This is a genomic window from Massilia sp. Root133, assembly GCF_001426525.1.
GTDB classification, from domain to species: Bacteria; Pseudomonadota; Gammaproteobacteria; order Burkholderiales; family Burkholderiaceae_D; genus Telluria; species Telluria orientalis.
The window spans coordinates 46536-63331 of sequence record NZ_LMEW01000035.1 but is presented as its reverse complement, the minus strand read 5'-3'; the positions used below and the strand labels follow the sequence as shown (position 1 = coordinate 63331).

At 62.4% G+C, this 16796-nt stretch carries 13 protein-coding genes; 9 read left to right on the top strand and 4 right to left on the bottom strand.

Features of this window, described 5'->3' with window-relative positions:
- Positions 1 to 88: 88 nt before the first annotated feature.
- Genes ASD28_RS27075 through ASD28_RS27060 form a run of 4 tightly spaced genes read right to left on the bottom strand, consistent with a single transcriptional unit; the run spans position 89 to position 5435 of the window.
- Positions 89 to 1414, bottom strand: a complete 1326-nt coding sequence (locus ASD28_RS27075) for a DNA recombination protein RmuC (RefSeq protein WP_056136167.1) — start codon at positions 1412 to 1414, stop codon at positions 89 to 91.
- Position 1415: 1 nt separating this feature from the next.
- Positions 1416 to 1844, bottom strand: a complete 429-nt coding sequence (locus ASD28_RS27070; protein ID WP_056136165.1) for a group II truncated hemoglobin — start codon at positions 1842 to 1844, stop codon at positions 1416 to 1418.
- A gap of 37 nt (positions 1845 to 1881) precedes the next feature.
- Positions 1882 to 4413 carry an ABC transporter permease gene (locus ASD28_RS27065; protein ID WP_056136163.1) on the bottom strand — a complete coding sequence of 844 codons (2532 nt, stop codon included), beginning with the start codon at positions 4411 to 4413 and terminating at the stop codon, positions 1882 to 1884.
- A 5-nt stretch (positions 4414 to 4418) separates the two neighbouring features.
- The gene (locus ASD28_RS27060) at positions 4419 to 5435 is read right to left on the bottom strand and encodes an adenosine deaminase (RefSeq protein WP_056136161.1); all 1017 of its coding nucleotides are present in this window, start codon (positions 5433 to 5435) and stop codon (positions 4419 to 4421) included.
- Between the two features lie 742 nt (positions 5436 to 6177).
- Between ASD28_RS27060 and ASD28_RS27055 the strand changes: the two genes are divergently transcribed.
- From ASD28_RS27055 to ASD28_RS27015, 9 genes are all read left to right on the top strand, one after another.
- Positions 6178 to 8100 carry a PrkA family serine protein kinase gene (locus ASD28_RS27055; RefSeq protein ID WP_056136158.1) on the top strand — a complete coding sequence of 641 codons (1923 nt, stop codon included), beginning with the start codon at positions 6178 to 6180 and terminating at the stop codon, positions 8098 to 8100.
- A 183-nt stretch (positions 8101 to 8283) separates the two neighbouring features.
- Positions 8284 to 9555, top strand: a complete 1272-nt coding sequence (locus ASD28_RS27050) for a YeaH/YhbH family protein (protein ID WP_056136156.1) — start codon at positions 8284 to 8286, stop codon at positions 9553 to 9555.
- Positions 9556 to 9566: 11 nt separating this feature from the next.
- Positions 9567 to 11093, top strand: a complete 1527-nt coding sequence (locus ASD28_RS27045) for a SpoVR family protein (protein WP_025511494.1) — start codon at positions 9567 to 9569, stop codon at positions 11091 to 11093.
- Positions 11094 to 11663: 570 nt separating this feature from the next.
- Positions 11664 to 12326: an energy transducer TonB gene (locus ASD28_RS27040; protein ID WP_056136155.1), complete on the top strand. Its 663-nt coding sequence runs from the start codon at positions 11664 to 11666 to the stop codon at positions 12324 to 12326.
- Between the two features lie 84 nt (positions 12327 to 12410).
- Positions 12411 to 13343 carry a MotA/TolQ/ExbB proton channel family protein gene (locus ASD28_RS27035; protein WP_200948780.1) on the top strand — a complete coding sequence of 311 codons (933 nt, stop codon included), beginning with the start codon at positions 12411 to 12413 and terminating at the stop codon, positions 13341 to 13343.
- A gap of 3 nt (positions 13344 to 13346) precedes the next feature.
- Positions 13347 to 13775 (top strand): biopolymer transporter ExbD, encoded by a 429-nt coding sequence (locus tag ASD28_RS27030; protein ID WP_056136151.1) that lies wholly within the window; start codon positions 13347 to 13349, stop codon positions 13773 to 13775.
- Positions 13776 to 13856: 81 nt separating this feature from the next.
- Complete coding sequence (locus tag ASD28_RS27025) at positions 13857 to 14288, top strand: biopolymer transporter ExbD (protein WP_200948779.1); 432 nt, start codon at positions 13857 to 13859, stop codon at positions 14286 to 14288.
- A gap of 69 nt (positions 14289 to 14357) precedes the next feature.
- Positions 14358 to 15590 (top strand): lipopolysaccharide assembly protein LapB, encoded by a 1233-nt coding sequence (locus ASD28_RS27020; protein WP_056136149.1) that lies wholly within the window; start codon positions 14358 to 14360, stop codon positions 15588 to 15590.
- Between the two features lie 164 nt (positions 15591 to 15754).
- Entirely contained in the window at positions 15755 to 16726 is a 972-nt protein-coding gene (locus tag ASD28_RS27015) for a bifunctional riboflavin kinase/FAD synthetase (protein WP_056136147.1), read from the top strand.
- Positions 16727 to 16796: the final 70 nt, after the last annotated feature.

Genomic DNA, 16796 nt, shown 5'->3' with positions numbered 1-16796 from the left:
TCAGTGGACTCGATGAGGTCCCGGCCCCACCAGGCGACCAGGAAACTTCCGGTACGGGTGGGCACGGGGTTGCAACAATGCCCGCGGTTCAATCGTCGGCGTCGACGCTCGACGCGCCCAACATCAGTTGCGCCGCCTCGCTCGGCAACGCCTCCACCGACTTGAGCTTGCGCGCCATCTGGCGGCTGCGCACCTCGGCGCTTTCGATGTTCTTCGCGGCGCGTTCCAGGGTCAGCTTGGTCTGCGCCAGCACGTCGCCGAACTTGCCGAATTCCGTCTTCACGGCGCCCAGCACCTGCCACACTTCCGACGAGCGCTTTTCCAGCGCCAGCGTGCGGAAGCCCATTTGGAGGCTGTTGAGCAGCGCCGCCAAGGTCGACGGCCCCGCGATCGTCACGCGCAAGGTGCGCTGCAGGTCGTCGGCCAGGCCCGGGCGGCGCATCACTTCGGCGTACAGGCCCTCGGTCGGCAGGAACAGGATGGCGAAATCCGTCGTCGCAGGCGGGGCCACGTATTTTTCGCAGATGGTCTTCGCTTCGCCGCGCACGGCGCGTTCCAGTTCCGCGCCCGCGCGCGCGACGCCGTCGGCATCGCCCTGCTCGGCCGCTTCCAGCAGGCGTTCGTACTGCTCTTTCGGGAACTTGGCGTCGATGGGCAGCCACAGCGGGGGGCCGCCGTCGATTGGGCCCGGCAGCTTGATCGCGAACTCCACGCGCGCGTTCGAACCGCGCACGGTCTCGACGTTCTTGGCGTACTGGTCGACGGTGAGGACCTGCTCGAGCAGCATCTCCAGTTGCACCTCGCCCCACGTGCCGCGCGTCTTCACGTTGACGAGCACGCGTTTCAGGTCGCCCACGCCGATGGCCAGCTGCTGCATCTCGCCCAGGCCCTGGTGCACTTTTTCCAGCCGGTCGGACACCTGGCGGAACGATTCCGTCAGGCGCGTCTCCAGCGTCGCGTGCAGCTTTTCGTCGACGGTCTGGCGCATCTCCTCCAGGCGCTTGGCGTTATCGTCCTGCAGGTCGCGGATCTTGGCCTCGAGCGTCGCGCGGATCTCCAGCATGCGCTGCGCGTTCGATTCGGTCAGGTTCGCGAGCGCGCCGTTGATGGTGTCGGAAAAGCGCTTGAGCGCGCGCGCCTGTTCCTCGCGGCCGCCCTGCGAATTCAACTGGATCTGCTGGCGCATGCTGTCCAGCTGCTGCACGGTGGCGGCCTGGTTCTGCGCCAGATGCGCGGCCAGTTCCTGGCGCGTGGACTGGGCGCTGGTCTGCAATTCCTGGCGCAGCTCGCGCTCCAGGCGTTCGAAGGCGTGGCGCTCGTCGCCGCCGCGGCGCGCCCGGGTCAGCAGGACGAGCTGCAGGCCGAGCACGGCCAGCAGCGCCAGTGCGAGCACGATGAATTCAAGCGTAGGCATATTAATGCGGACGGTTCCGCATCCAGTCGGCCGTCTGATAAAACGATTGCATCAGCGCGAGGCGCAACTCGTAGTCGTAGCCGAGATCTTCCAGCGCCATCGCCATGCAGCGCAGCCACTGGTCGCGCTCGGACGTGCCGATGGCGAACGGCAGGTGGCGCGCGCGCAGCATCGGGTGGCCGTGGCGTTCGATGAAGAGGTTCGGCCCGCCCATCCAGCCGGACAGGAACATGAACAGCTTCTCGCGCGAGCTGTCGTTGGGGACGGGGTGCATCGCGTGGATGCCGGCGAAATCCGGCTCCAGTTGCATCAGGTCGTAGAAACGGTCGACCAGTTCGCGCAGGCGGCTTTCGCCGCCGATGATTTCGTAGAGGCTGCGCGTCTCTTCCTGCGCGTCCTGGGACTCTTGGGGTGCGTTGGTATCGGACATCCGTCCATGATAGCGCAACGCACGCACCACTGGAACGTCAAGCCTCCCTGAGTGTCTGCAACGGTGGCTGCCGCAACACATTGCGCAGGCCGAGCCAGCCGCCGACGAGCGCACAGACCGCGCCCACGACCAGTCCCGCGCCCCACACGGTCGGATCGAACGTCCACGGGAACTTGAACTGGTACCTGGCCAACGCCCAGCCCAGCGCCGCCGCGCCCGATGCCGCCAGCAACCCGGACAGGCCGCCGACCAGCATGAACTCGATGCGCTGCGCCTGCGCCAGCTGGCCGCGCGTGGCGCCCAGCGCGCGCAGCAGGCCCGCTTCGCGCGTGCGCTCCGCCTGGGATCCCATCAGCGCCGCGTACAGCACCAGCACGCCCGACGCGAGCGTGAACATGAACAGGAATTCCACCGCCACGACGACCTGGTCCAGCACTTCCTGCACCTGCCGGATGATGCCGCTGACGTCGATGACGGTGAGATTCGGCCACGCGCGCGTCAGCGTGTTGGCCAGGCCGATGCCGCGCGCGGCCAGGTGGAACGCGGTCATGTACGTCGTCGGCGCGTCCTTCATCGCGGCCGGGTTGATGATGACGAAGAAGTTCGCCCGCATCGATCCCCATTCCAGCTTGCGCAGGCTCGTGATCTGCGCGTCGACGATCTGGCCGCCCATGTCGAAGCGCATCGTGTCGCCCAGTTTCAGGCGCAGCGTGTTCGCCAGGCCCTGCTCGACCGACGCTTCCGCCACGCCCGGCGCGTCGCGGTACCAGCGGCCCGCCACGATCTCGTTCGTGGCCGGCAGGTCCGCCGTCGAGGACAGGTTGAATTCGCGCTCCGCGAGGCCTTTCGCCCGCTCGTCCGTGTACGTCGTCGCGGTCACCGCGTTGCCGTTCACCGCGACGAGGCGGCCGCGGATCATCGGATACAAGGTCGGCTCGGGCACGCCGGCCGCGCGGATCGTGCGGGCGACGCCGTCGCGCTGGTCGGGCTGGATGTTGATGATGAAGCGGTTCGGCGCATCGGGCGGCGTCGCCGTGCGCCACGCGGCCATCAGGTCGCCGCGCACGACGGTCAGCACGAGCAGCGCCATCAGGCCCAGCGACAGCGACACGATCTGCACGACCGTCGCGCCGGGCCGCCGCTGCAGCGACGTGATGGCGAAGCGCCACGCCTGGTGGCGGAACGCGCCGCGCAGGCGGCGCAGGGACAGCAGCGCGAGCCAGCCGACGAGTGCGAACAGGGCGAACGCGCCGACGAAGCCGCCGGCCGTGAGCAGCGCGAGCTGCAGGTCGCCGGCCTGCCACAGCAGCAGCCCGACGAAGACGGCCGCGCCGAAGCCGTACGTGACCAGCGCGAGCGGCTTCGGTGCCGCCTGCTCGCGCCGGATCACGCGGTTGTGCGGCACGTTGCGCAGCTGGAGCACGGGCGGCAGCGCGAAGCCCACGAGCAGCAGCATGCCGGTGGCGATGCCCTGCAGCGCGGGCAGCAGCGACACGGGCGGCAGCTCGGTGGAAATCAGCCCTTTCACCATCTCGAGCAGCACGAAGTGGGCGCCGAAGCCGACCAGCACCCCGAGCACGCTGCCCGCCAGGCCGACGATGACGAATTCGATGAGGAACAGCGCGCCGACCTCGTTCTGCGTCATGCCGAGGCAGCGCAGCATCGCGCAGGCGTCGAGGTGGCGCTGCATGAAGCGGCGCGCGGCCATGGCGACGGCCACCGCGGCCAGCATCGCGGACAGCAAACCGACGAGCGACAGGAAGCGCTCGGCGCGGTCGATCGTCGAGCGCATCTCGGGGCGGCCGTTTTCCAGCGTCTCGATGCGCACGCCGCGCACGTTGTCGGCCGCGATCCGGCCGCGCAGCCAGCGCTCGTAACCGGCGATCGCGGCCTGGTCGTTGGGCGACTTCGCCGCCACCTGCATGCGGTACGTGACGCGCGCATAGTTGTCGACGAGGCCAGTCGCTTTCAGGTCGGACAGCGCCAGCATCACGCGCGGCGCGAAGTTGGCGAACGAGGCGCCGCGGTCCGGCTCCGACGCGATCAGGCGCGCGACCTTGAAAGGCTTGTCGCCGAGCTGGATCGTCGAGCCGACCTTGATCCGCAGCGGCGGCAGCAGGTTGACGTCGACCCACACCGTGCCCGGCGCGGGCGTGTCGTGCGTGATGTCGCCGAGGGCTTCGCTCGCATCGAGCGTGCTCGTCGTCACGCGCATGGCGCCGCGCAGCGGATAGGTCGTCGACACGGCCTTCACGGACGCCAGCAGCGCCTGCGACGCGTCGCCCTGCCCGGCCTGCGCCATGCTGGGGAACGTCACCGTGTCGGCCAGCAGCAGGCCGCGCCGCGCCGCCTCGTCGCGCCAGTCCTGGCGCAGCGGCTGGTCGGCGTTGACGAGCAGGTCGGCGCCCAGCAGCTGGCGCGCGTCGCGGTTCAGGCCCGAGCGCATGCGGTCGACGAAGAAGCCGACGGCCGCCAGCGCCGACACGGCGACCACCAGCGCCACCAGCAGGAACCGCAGTTCGCCGGCACGCCAGTCGCGCGCGGTCATGCGCAGGGATTGGATCAGCATGGCGGTTACGCGGCCCGTGCGGCGTCGAAGAAGGCGTCGACTTCGGCCAGCCAGGCGCGCTTGCGCTCGGGCTCGAGGAAGGCGGCGGCGAAGCTGTTCTTCGCCAGTTGGCGCGCGTGATTCACATCGAGCGGCAGCGCGTCGAACGCGGCCAGGTAGTTGTCGTTGACGTAGCCGCCGAAATAGGCCGGATCGTCGGAATTCACGGTGGCGGCGAGGCCTTCGTCGAGCAGGCGGCGCAGGTTGCTGTCGCCCATCACGTCAAAGACGCGCAGCTTGATGTTCGACAGCGGACACACGGTCAGCGCCATCTGTTCGCGCACGAGGCGCGCCGTCAGGTCGGCATCTTCGAGGCAGCGCACGCCGTGGTCGATGCGCTCCACGTTGAGCACGTCGAGCGCGCTCTCGATGTAGGCCGGCGGCCCTTCCTCGCCCGCGTGCGCGACGAGGTGCAGGCCGAGGTTGCGGGCGCGCTCGAACACGCGCGCGAATTTTTCCGGCGGGTGCCCGACCTCGGACGAGTCGAGGCCCACGCCGATGATCTTGTCGCGGAACGGCAGCGCTTCTTCCAGCGTGGCAATGGCTTCTTCCTCGGACAGGTGGCGCAGGAAACACATGATCAGGGTGGCGCTGATCGGCCCGTCCTGGCAGGCGCGCCAGATGCCGTCGACCACGGTCCGGAACGGCACGCCGCGCGCCGTGTGGGTCTGCGGGTCGAAGAAGATCTCCGCATGGCGGACGTTGTCCGCTGCAGCCCGCTGCAGGTACGCCATCGTCATGTCATAAAAGTCCTGCTCAGTCAGCAGAACACTTGCGCCTGCGTAATATATATCCAGGAACGACTGTAGATCGGTGAAAGCGTACGCTTGACGCAACGCTTCAACCGATGCATACGGGAGAGACACACCATTTCTTTGCGCGAGCTCAAAAATCAGCTCGGGCTCGAGCGAGCCTTCGATGTGGATGTGCAATTCTGCTTTCGGCATCGCCTGCAACATATGGCGCAGCTGTTCGTTCAGCATGGGATCTCCGCGTTGAATCGGTGGAATGGAATCAGGCAGCCAGTGTAGCGCATCGATGCAAGCCTCTCATTTCACTGAAGAATTCCTGATATGTCCGTACACGATACGCGTGCGCCACTGCTTAGCAAGATGGTGCACTATTTACTTAACGATTAATAAACATGATCGTGGCTGACGGGATCAAAAGTCTTGGTTGGAAACCATGTCCGAAATACCAAAAAAGGGGTAAAGGCGTGGTTCGCAATGAGCTTAAAAAAGGTTATTTCCTTATTCGTTACAAGGACTTGGAAAGGCCGGATACACGTGCACGACACTGTTTTGACTTCGAGAACTAATAGGCAGATAATAAATTTCATAAGCGTAAGAAGACGCTCTCAGCGGGCGCTAACAAACCGGCGAGGGGCCTCGCCACCCGCCTGGATCCACAAAGGCGGGTTCCACGAGGCCCCGGTTAAAACCGGATGAGAACAAGAACATCGCCCTTCGTTTTGTGTCAGATCTTCTGACCTCCAAATCCAGACGGCGACCCCAACAAGAACGCTTTGGGGGATCTCGAAAACCGTCGCGAGCGGCAGCAGTTTTGTTCGAGAAGCGCAGCTGTACGCTGGTACAGCGAGCATCGCAGGACAAAAATGCAACGCGCAGCAGGTTTTCGACGTCCCACCTGCCAAGACCGGGCTTGGGCGGCAGTCTCAGTCAGCCGCCAGACGTGATCAGTGTTAGCACATTAGAGGACATTCACATGACCATTTTTGATAACTACGCAGCCCGCTATGAGCGTACCCGGGAAGAGGAATACTCCCTGTCTGAGTACCTTCAGCTTTGCAAAAAAGATCCCCTGACTTACGCCAGCGCTCCCGAGCGCATGCTGGCCGCAATCGGCGAACCCACCCTGGTCGACACCCGCCTCGACCCGCGCCTGTCGCGCATCTTCGCCAACAAGGTCATCAAGGTATATCCCGCATTCCGCGAGTTCTACGGCATGGAGGAAGTGATCGAACAGGTCGTTTCCTATTTCCGCCATGCGGCCCAGGGCCTGGAAGAGCGCAAGCAGATTCTTTATCTGCTGGGACCGGTCGGTGGCGGTAAATCGTCGATCGCGGAAAAACTCAAGCACCTGATGGAACAGGTGCCGTTCTTCGCGCTGAAAGGCTCGCCGGTGAACGAATCGCCGCTCGGCCTGTTCAACGAGGACGAGGACGGCGCCATCCTCGAAGAAGACTACGGCATCCCGCGCCGCTTCCTGCGTGCCGTGCCGAGCCCGTGGGCAGTCAAGCGGCTGCATGAATACGGCGGCGACATCAGCAAGTTCCGCGTTGTCAAACGCTATCCGTCCATCCTGAAGCAGATCGCGATCTCGAAGACGGAACCGGGCGACGAAAACAACCAGGATATTTCCTCGCTGGTCGGCAAGGTCGACATCCGCAAGCTGGAAGACTATGCCCAGGACGATCCGGACGCCTACAGCTACTCCGGCGGCCTGTGCCTGGCGAACCAGGGCCTGATGGAATTCGTCGAGATGTTCAAGGCGCCCATCAAGGTCCTGCACCCGCTGCTGACGGCCACGCAGGAAGGCAACTACAAGGGCACCGAGGGCTTCGGCGCGATCCCGTTCGAAGGCATCATCCTGGCGCACTCGAACGAATCCGAGTGGAAGACCTTCCGCAACAACCGCAACAACGAGGCATTCCTCGACCGTATCTATATCGTCAAGGTGCCGTACTGCCTGCGCGTGTCGGACGAGGTCAAGATCTACGACAAGCTGCTGCGCAATTCCTCGCTCGACAAGGCCCCCTGCGCCCCGGGCACCTTGCGCATGATGGCCCAGTTCGCGATCCTGTCGCGCCTGAAGGATCCCGAAAACTCGAGCGTCTATTCGAAGATGCTGGTGTACGACGGCGAGAACCTGAAGGACACCGATCCGAAGGCGAAGTCGCTGCACGAATACGTCGACTATGCCGGCGTGGACGAAGGCATGAACGGCCTGTCGACCCGCTTCGCGTTCAAGATCCTGTCCAAGGTCTTCAACTTCGACAACACCGAAGTGGCGGCGAATCCCGTGCACCTGCTGTACGTGCTGGAACAGCAGATCGAGCGCGAGCAGTTCCCGGGCGAGACCGAGCAGCGCTATATGTCGTACATCAAGGAACACCTGGCGAACCGCTACGTCGACTTCATCGGCAAGGAGATCCAGACGGCCTACCTGGAAAGCTATTCCGAGTACGGCCAGAACATCTTCGACCGCTACGTCACGTTCGCGGACTTCTGGATCCAGGACCAGGAATTCCGCGATCCGGACACGGGCGAAAGCTTCGACCGCGAAACGTTGAACGCCGAGCTCGAGAAGATCGAGAAACCGGCCGGCATTTCGAACCCGAAGGATTTCCGCAACGAGATCGTCAACTTCGCGCTGCGCGCGCGGGCGACGAACGGCGGCAAGAATCCTGCGTGGACCAGCTATGAGAAGTTCCGCACCGTGATCGAGAAGAAAATGTTCTCGAATACCGAGGAACTGCTCCCGGTGATTTCGTTCAACGCGAAAGCCAGCGCGGAAGATGCCACCAAGCATGCCGACTTCGTGGCCCGTATGGTCGAAAAAGGCTATACGCCGAAGCAGGTCCGCCTGCTGTGCGAGTGGTACCTTCGTGTAAGGAAGTCCTCGTAAAGGCCATCGCAAAACCAGGAGCGTGGGGCGGGCGGTGGAGCGCCCGCCGGGCAGGACCGGTCGACCGGCACGCAGCCGGTCACCGGAATCCGCGACGCCAACCACGTGACGACGCGGCGCGTTATATTATGTAAGGACCGGGAAGGAATCCGGCCCGCCGCGACTTTCAGCAGGAGGCCTGTTTTGACTTACCTCATCGACCGACGCTTGCAGGGCAAGAACAAGTCTGCGGTCAACCGCGAACGCTTCTTGCGCCGCTATAAGGCGCAAATCAAGGATGCGGTGGGCCGGGCGATCAAGGGTCGCTCGATCACCGACGTAGAGAATGGCGAGAAGGTCTCGATTCCCGTCAAGGACGTGAGCGAGCCGCATTTCGGACACGCCCATGGCGGCGTGTGGGAGACCGTCAACCCCGGCAACACGGAATACCAGAAAGGCGACACGATCAACCGTCCCCGCGGCGGTGGCGGCGGCGCCGGACGCGGCCGTGCTGGCAACAGCGAACAGACGACCGAAGACGATTTCATCTTCGAGCTGTCCCGCGAAGAATTCATGAATTACTTCTTCGAAGACCTCGAGCTGCCGAACATGGTCAAGACGCAGCTGACCCAGGTCGTCGAATACAAGAACCAGCGCGCCGGCTACAATATTTCCGGCACACCGTCGAACATCCACGTGCTGCGCTCCCTGCGCGGCGCGCTCGGCCGGCGCATCGCCGTGGGCGGCCCCTCCCGCAAGCAGCTGACCGCCCTCGAGCACCAGTTGCGCGACCTGCGCGAACAGGGTGTGGAAGAAGACGACCCGCAGGTGATCGAACTGAAGCACAAGATCCACCACCTGCACACGCGCCTGCTGGCGATCCCGTTCATCGACCCGATCGACCTGCGCTACAGCAACCGCATCAAGATCCCGAAGCCGTCCACGGCAGCCGTCATGTTCTGCATCATGGACGTGTCCGGATCGATGGATGAAAGCCGCAAGGACACCGCCAAGCGCTTCTTCATCCTGCTGTACCTGTTCCTCAAGCGGGTCTACGAACACATCGACGTCGTCTTCATCCGCCACCACACGGCGGCGGCCGAGGTCGACGAAAACGAGTTCTTCCACTCGCGCGAATCGGGCGGCACGGTCGTGTCGTCGGCGCTGCACCTGCTGAACAAGGTCATCACCGAACGCTACAGCAACGGCGACTGGAACAGCTACGTGGCCCAGGCCTCGGACGGCGACAACTGGGACAACGACTCCGTGCTGTGCAAGCAGATCCTGACCAACGCGATCATGCCCATGGTCCAGTACTACACGTATGTCGAGATCACCGACGGCCCGCCCCAGAACCTGTGGGAGCAGTACGCCGAGGTGGCGGCCGATCACCAGAACTTCGCCATGCAGAAGATCGTGACGCCGGCGGACATCTATCCGGTGTTCCGCGAATTGTTCAAGAAGCAGCCCAAGTAGCGAGGCCCGCTATGCCAAGAGATCCCAACAACCCGCGCGCCCTGCCCGAACAGTCGGAATGGACGTTCGACCTGATCGAACAGGCGCACGAGGAAATCCGCCGGGTGGCCAGGAAGTTCGGCCTGGACACCTATCCCAACCAGCTCGAGATCATCACGGCCGAACAGATGATGGACGCGTACACGTCCGTCGGCATGCCCGTCTCGTACAACCACTGGTCCTTCGGCAAGCATTTCCTGACGACGGAAAAGAGTTACAAACGGGGCCAGATGGGCCTCGCATACGAAATCGTCATCAACTCGAACCCCTGCATCGCCTATCTGATGGAGGAAAACAGCCTGACGATGCAGGCGCTCGTGATCGCGCACGCGGCCTACGGCCACAATTCCTTCTTTAAAGGCAATTACCTGTTCCGGACCTGGACCGATGCCGACGCCATCGTCGATTACATGGTCTTTGCGAAGAACTATATTGCCGAGTGCGAACAGCGGCATGGCATCGACGCCGTCGAGGAATTGCTCGATTCCTGCCACGCGATCCAGAACTATGGCGTGGACCGGTACAAACGGCCGGCCAAGCTGTCGGTCGCTCAGGAAGCGGCGCGCCAGAAAGAGCGCGAGGAATACATGCAGTCGCAGGTCAACGAGCTGTGGCGCACCTTGCCGCGGCGCGAGGAACAGATCAAGGACCAGCCACCGCCGCGCTTCCCGCCCGAGCCCGAGGAAAACCTGCTCTACTTTATCGAGAAGTACGCCCCGCTGCTCGAACCCTGGCAGCGCGAACTCGTACGGATCACGCGCAAGATCTCGCAGTATTTCTATCCGCAGCGCCAGACCCAGGTCATGAACGAAGGCTGGGCGACCTTCTGGCACTACACGATCCTGCAGGAGCTCTATAAAGAAGGGATCGTCGGCGACGGGTTCATGCTGGAATTCCTGCAGAGCCATACGAACGTCGTCTACCAGCCGCCGGCCACGAGCCCCTATTACAATGGCATTAATCCGTATGCCCTCGGGTTTGCGATGATGACGGACATCAAGCGCATCTGCGAAGAGCCGACGGACGAGGACAAGGCCTGGTTCCCGGACATCGCGGGCAGCGACTGGCTCAAGACGCTCGACTTTGCGATGCGCAATTTCAAGGACGAGAGCTTCATCGCCCAGTACCTGTCGCCCAAGCTGATCCGGGAATTCCACTTCTTCGCCGTGCTGGACGACGACCGCAGCGACAAGCTGACGATTTCGGCCATCCACGACGAGGCCGGATACCGCTACGTCCGCCAGCAGCTTGCCGATCAATATAATATCGGTAACCGCGAGCCGAACATCCAGGTCTGGCAAGTCAACACCCGGGACGACCGCGCGCTCACGCTGCGTCACACCCAGTTCCAGCGCCGCCCCCTGAACCAGCAGGCGCATGAGGTCCTGAAGCACGTCGCACGGCTGTGGGGCTTCGATGTCCGCCTCGAGACCGTTGACCCATCCGGGCGTGTCGTGAGCAGCCTGGAGTGCCGTCGCGAGAAGCGCGCGCGTTACTGACCTTCCGGCCCGCGCTACTCGGCGCGGGCATTTTTTTCTTCCATCCTGTTGACACCATCTTCCCCTTGTGATGTAGTTCAACTAACATCTGACGTGGTAAATGAGCCATATCAAGTGCCTGTATCGACATAAGGACTTGTTATGACTGGCCCCTTTTATTCAGGGTCAAAACCACTTCAACAGTACGCCCTCTCACTTGGAACTTCGATATAGTTGGCAGAAACGCCATGATTCTTTCTTATGATATTTGCTGAGCTGCAAAATAGGCATGGAAAATTCGGCGTTTTGGGGGCAGCAGCCTTATCTTCCACACATTATGAAAGGGGTCCGCTCGACATTGCAAAACAACTAACTTCCACCTCCATCGGCATACCCACGACCGTTCTTTATTGATCACTTTCTTTGCCTGTTTTTACAGACAAATAGGCGCTCTTTGAGGGTGTAAAAATGTATGTGCAAAAAAGAATTCGTAGGTATAATTCGCCGATGTCCCGGATGCGGCTCTTAGCTTTTTGTCGTGTTTTGTGGGTTTAGTAGCAACAAAAAAAGGTTGGTATTGGAGAAAGCAGGATGAATTTTTCGCATGAGAAGAACCCCGGGAAGAATTTGACTGGTATCGCCGTTGTCATCGTCTTGCACCTGGTCGTTGCTTACGGGATCGTCACCGGTCTCGGCAAACGGATGGTCAGCAAGATGGCCGAGGCAGTGGAGACCAAGATCATTGAAGACGTAAAACCGCCGCCACCTCCGGAGACGCCGCCCCCGCCGCCGCCGCCGGAAATGAAGGCGCCGCCTCCGCCGTTCATCCCGCCGGTGGAAGTGCAAGTGCAAACCCCGCCGCCGCAGCAGAATGTGATCGCTAACACGACGCAGGCAAAACCGGCGACGAACGAGATCGTGAAGGCACCGCCGGCACCTCCGACACCGGCACCGGTAGCCAAGCCGGCCGGCCCGGCCCGCACCCCGGCAGTCGCAGACTTCAATACGTGCTCGAAGCCGGAATATCCGAAGTCGTCGCTGCGTAACGAAGAAACGGGTGTATCGACCATCTCGTTCCTGATTGGTTCGGACGGTGGTGTGAAGGATTCCAAGGTCACGAAGTCCAGCGGCTTCCGCGACCTGGATAAGGCTGCTCAGGTGGCACTGGGCAAGTGCCGGTTCAAGCCGGCAACTGAGAACGGCCAGGCCATCGAGTCCTGGCAGCCGGTTCAGTACGTCTGGACGCTGGAATAACCAGAGACAGCGTATCGTCTCAAAAGCATGATTTTCGTTGTTATTAGTTCAGCGAACTGTTCATTTTAAATTTTTGGAGGAAGCATGTTTAAGAATACCCGTTTGTCCGCTACCGTAGCGGCTCTCCTGTTCTCGGTCACTGCGGCATCGGCACTGGTGTCCGCTCCGGCCTTCGCCGACGCTCCGGCCTCGGCAGCAGCGAGCGCACCGGCAGCGGCACCGGCGGCTGACGCAGCAGCACCGGCAGCCGACGCTGCCGCTTCGGCACCGGCAGCGGCTCCGGCAGCTGGCGGCGAAGCCAAGAAAGAAGAAGTCGAGAACCCGTTCGGTATCCAGGCTGTGTGGGAAGGCGGCGTCGTCTCGCGTATGACCCTGATCATCCTGGCCATCATGTCGATGGGCTCCTGGTACATCATCGTCACCAAGCTGCTGGACCAGATGAAGATCTTCAAGCAGTCGAAGGAAACCAACCAGAAGTTCTGGAAAGCACCGTCGATCGCTGCCGGCTCGGCTCAACTGACCGAAGGCTCGCCGTTCCGCTTCATCGCTGAAACCGGCACCAAGGCAACCCAGCACCACGACGGCGCCCTGCTCGAGCAGATCGACCTGTCGACCTGGGTGACCATGCAGATCCAGCGCGCTGTGGACAAAGTCCAGTCGCGCCTGCAGGATGGCCTGTCGTTCCTGGCAACCGTCGGCTCGACCTCGCCGTTCATCGGTCTGTTCGGTACCGTCTGGGGTATCTACAACGCACTGACCAACATCGGTATGACCGGTAACGCGTCGATCGACAAAGTGGCAGGTCCGGTGGGTGAAGCACTGATCATGACCGCATTCGGTCTGTTCGTTGCAGTTCCGGCCGTTCTGGGCTACAACTGGCTGGTCCGTCGCAACAAGACCGCAATGGAAGATGTCCGTTCGTTCAGCGCAGACGTGCACTCGGTCCTGATCTCGGGCGCAATGCACACCTCGGAAGCCGCACGTGCACAGGGCGCCGCTGCTAAAAAGGTTGGCTAAACCATGAGCATGAGTGTTGGCTCCGATAGCGGAGATGAAGATGCAGTGATGTCAGAGATCAACACCACGCCCCTCGTGGACGTGATGCTGGTTCTCCTGATCATCTTCCTGATCACCAGCCCGGTTGTCCTCCACCTGCAGAAGATTAACCTGCCGATCGAGACCAACCAGGTTGTCAAAACCACGCCGGAAGACGTGAACATCGTCGTCAACAAAGATGGCGAGATGTACTGGAACCAGAAGCACCTGGCCAACACCGACGAACTGTTCGATTTCCTGGCCAAGGAATCGGTGAAAGTGCCTCAGCCGGAAGTGAAGATTCGTGGCGACCAGCAAACGCGCTACGAATTCATCGGCAAGGTGCTGTACACGGCCCAGCGTGCCGGGATTCAGAAGGTCGGTTTCATCACCGAACCGCCTGATAAGGGCTGATCCACCAGGACGCAACCCGCCAGCGTGATAGCGGCTTCGACCGCTGTCACGCTGGTTTCCCAAGATTTGAAAGGAAACACCATGGGTATGAACGTTGGTTCGTCCGGAGCTAAAGGAGCAGATCCGGAACCGATGATGGAAATGAACATGACGCCGCTGATCGACGTCATGCTGGTGCTGATCATCATGATGATCATCACCATTCCAAAGCAAAACCATTCGGTTAACTTGAACATGCCGGTTGGCAACCCGCCGCCGCCGACCAAGGAACCGGTAGTGATCACGATCGACGTGGACTTCGACGGTACCGTCCTCTGGGACAACCAGCCCGTCCCGGATCGTGCCACCCTGGAAGCGAAGCTGGCCAATGTGGCAGCCCAAGCTGATCAGCCGGAAGTGCACCTGCGTCCGAACAAGCTGGTCGAGTACAAGGTTGTCGCCGGTGTGATGGCATCGGCCCAGCGTCTTGGTGTCACCAAGATCGGTATGGTCGGTAACGAACAGTTCCAGTAATCGCTTTGGCTATAATGAACACGGCAGGGTTTCCCTGCCGTGTCTATTTTGAATGAGAGAATTTCGATAATGGCTAAATTCCGCCTCGCACACCTCGGCCTCGTAGTGGCCGCCCTCGGATTCACCGCCGCCGCTCCGGTGGTCGGCCTGGCCCCGGTCTACGCCGCGGAGGTCCTCCGTCCCGAAATCGGCAAACCGCTGCAGGAAGCCGCGCAGCTGATGAAGTCGGGCAAAAATAAGGAAGCCCTGGCCAAGCTGCGCGACCTCGACAAGGTCGGCGGCAAGTCGGCCAACGAAACCTACCTGATCGAACGCACTCGTGCCGGTGCAGCTTCGGCCGCCGGCGATTACGACACGGCCGCCAAGTCCTTCGAATACCTGATCGGTTCCGGCAAGCTGAACGCGACCGAAAAAGCCCAGTTCTCGGAAGGCCTGATCGGCATCTACATGCGCGCGGGCGACCTGGGCAAGGCCAACGCCGCCATCGAACGCCAGCTGAAGGAGCGCGACGATCCGAAGCTGCGCGCCTACCTGATGCAGAACTATTACAAGCAGGGCAACATCCAGGCACTGGAGAATGAACTGCGCACGGCCGAGAAGAGCGGCCGCCTGAGCGAAGACCAGCTGGGCATGCTGGCCAACATCCAGCTCAAGAAGAACGACAAGGCCGGCTACGTCAACACCATCGAGAAACTGGCTGCCAACTATCCGAAGGCCCAGTACTGGACCGACCTGCTGAACCGCGTGCAGACCAAGCCGGGTTTCTCGGGCCGCCTCTCGGTGGACATCTACCGCCTGAAGCTGGCCAACGGCCTGCTGAAGAAGCCGAGCGAGTACATGGAAATGGCCCAGCTCGTGCTGCAGGCCGGCGCACCGGCTGAAGCCCTGAAGGTCATCGACAAAGGCTACAAGGCAGGCGCACTGGGCACCGGCCCGGACGCCGCACGTCACCAGCGCCTGAAGGACCTGGCCGAGAAGACCCTGGCCGACCAGAACAAGACCCTGGCCGCCACCGAAGCGCAGCTGATCAAGGACAGCGACAACGACGGCCTGGCATCGCTGGGTTACGCCCTGGTCCAGTCCGGCCAGGCCGACAAGGGCCTGAAGATGCTGGAAGAAGCGTCGAAAGCCAAGGACCTGAAGCATCCGGAAGACGTCAAGCTGCACCTGGGCGAAGCCTATGCCGTCGCCGGCAAGAAGTCGCAAGCCATCAGCACGCTCAAGGCCGTCCGCGGTACCGATGGCACGGCGGAAGTGGCCCGTTACTTCATCATGGCGATCAACAAGCCGATCTCCGGCTGATCTCCCTGCCCCGGGCTGGACAAAAAGCGCAGTCTGCGTCATGCAGGCTGCGCTTTTTTTATTGGGGGCAACGCTAGCTCATCCGTCGCGGCAAAGGCGTTGCGCTGTGCAACATGCCCTTTGCCGTATAATCTGGTATTTCGCCTAGAAGCACGAACCATCCAATGAAGGTATTTCGCGGACTTCCCAACGACAGGGCACGCGCGCCCTGCGCGCTCACGATCGGCAACTTCGACGGTGTCCACCGCGGGCACCAGGCGCTGTTGGCTCACGTGACCGCGAGCGCCCGCAAGCTCGGCCTGGAAGCCGCCGTGATGACGTTCGAGCCCCATCCCCGCGAATATTTTGCGCAGCGCAGCGGCGATCTGTCGAAGGCGCCGGCCCGCATCGCCAACTTGCGCGACAAGCTGGAATCGCTGGAACACGCCGGCGTCGACCGCGTCATCGTCGAACACTTCAACGAGCACTTCGCCTCGATGTCGCCGGACGAATTCACGCAGCGCGTGCTGGTCGACGGCCTGCACGTGAAATGGCTGATGGTCGGCGACGACTTTTGCTACGGCGCCCGCCGCGCCGGCAACGTCGCCTTGCTGGCCGAAGCCGGCAAACGCTACGGCTTCGAAGTGCACAGCCTGCCGGCCGTGCTGCACGACTCGACCCGGATCTCCTCCTCCGCCGTGCGCGCCGCGCTCGCGGCCGCCGATTTCGGCGCCACGCGCGCCCTGCTGGGCCACCCGTATTCGATGTCCGGCCACGTGATCCACGGCCAGAAACTGGGCCGCACCTTGGGCTTCCCCACCTTGAACCTGCGCGTCGCCCACCGCCCTGCCCTGGCCGGCATCTTCGTCGTGCAGGTGCACGGCCTGGCCGACCAGCCGCTGCCGGCCGTCGCCAGCCTCGGCGTGCGTCCGACCGTCGAGGACGCGGGCCGCATGCTGCTGGAAGTCCATGTCTTCGACTGGAACCAGCCCTGCTACGGCAAGCTCGTGCGTGTGGAATTCCTCACCAAGCTGCGCGACGAAGAAAAATACGTCGACCTCCCCACACTGACGGTCGCCATCGAGCGCGACGCCCAGCAGGCACGCGCCTGGTTCGCCCAGCGCGCCGGCGCCCTCACGGCCACCGACCGAATTTGACCGGGACTTTTGCAGTCCCGACGACCCCAAGGACGGCGTAACAGCGGCCGTCCCGTCATCACGAATAACA

What these genes read in the sequence shown, in the direction of transcription:
- ASD28_RS27055 (WP_056136158.1), top strand. Translation starts at nt 6,178, where the DNA reads ATGACCATTTTTGATAACTACGCAGCCCGCTATGAGCGTACCCGGGAA.
- ASD28_RS27065 (WP_056136163.1), bottom strand. Translation starts at nt 4,413, where the DNA reads ATGCTGATCCAATCCCTGCGCATGACCGCGCGCGACTGGCGTGCCGGC.
- ASD28_RS27025 (WP_200948779.1), top strand. Translation starts at nt 13,857, where the DNA reads ATGGGTATGAACGTTGGTTCGTCCGGAGCTAAAGGAGCAGATCCGGAA.
- ASD28_RS27060 (WP_056136161.1), bottom strand. Translation starts at nt 5,435, where the DNA reads ATGCTGAACGAACAGCTGCGCCATATGTTGCAGGCGATGCCGAAAGCA.
- ASD28_RS27070 (WP_056136165.1), bottom strand. Translation starts at nt 1,844, where the DNA reads ATGTCCGATACCAACGCACCCCAAGAGTCCCAGGACGCGCAGGAAGAG.
- ASD28_RS27030 (WP_056136151.1), top strand. Translation starts at nt 13,347, where the DNA reads ATGAGCATGAGTGTTGGCTCCGATAGCGGAGATGAAGATGCAGTGATG.
- ASD28_RS27035 (WP_200948780.1), top strand. Translation starts at nt 12,411, where the DNA reads ATGTTTAAGAATACCCGTTTGTCCGCTACCGTAGCGGCTCTCCTGTTC.
- ASD28_RS27040 (WP_056136155.1), top strand. Translation starts at nt 11,664, where the DNA reads ATGAATTTTTCGCATGAGAAGAACCCCGGGAAGAATTTGACTGGTATC.
- ASD28_RS27045 (WP_025511494.1), top strand. Translation starts at nt 9,567, where the DNA reads ATGCCAAGAGATCCCAACAACCCGCGCGCCCTGCCCGAACAGTCGGAA.
- ASD28_RS27015 (WP_056136147.1), top strand. Translation starts at nt 15,755, where the DNA reads ATGAAGGTATTTCGCGGACTTCCCAACGACAGGGCACGCGCGCCCTGC.
- ASD28_RS27020 (WP_056136149.1), top strand. Translation starts at nt 14,358, where the DNA reads ATGGCTAAATTCCGCCTCGCACACCTCGGCCTCGTAGTGGCCGCCCTC.
- ASD28_RS27075 (WP_056136167.1), bottom strand. Translation starts at nt 1,414, where the DNA reads ATGCCTACGCTTGAATTCATCGTGCTCGCACTGGCGCTGCTGGCCGTG.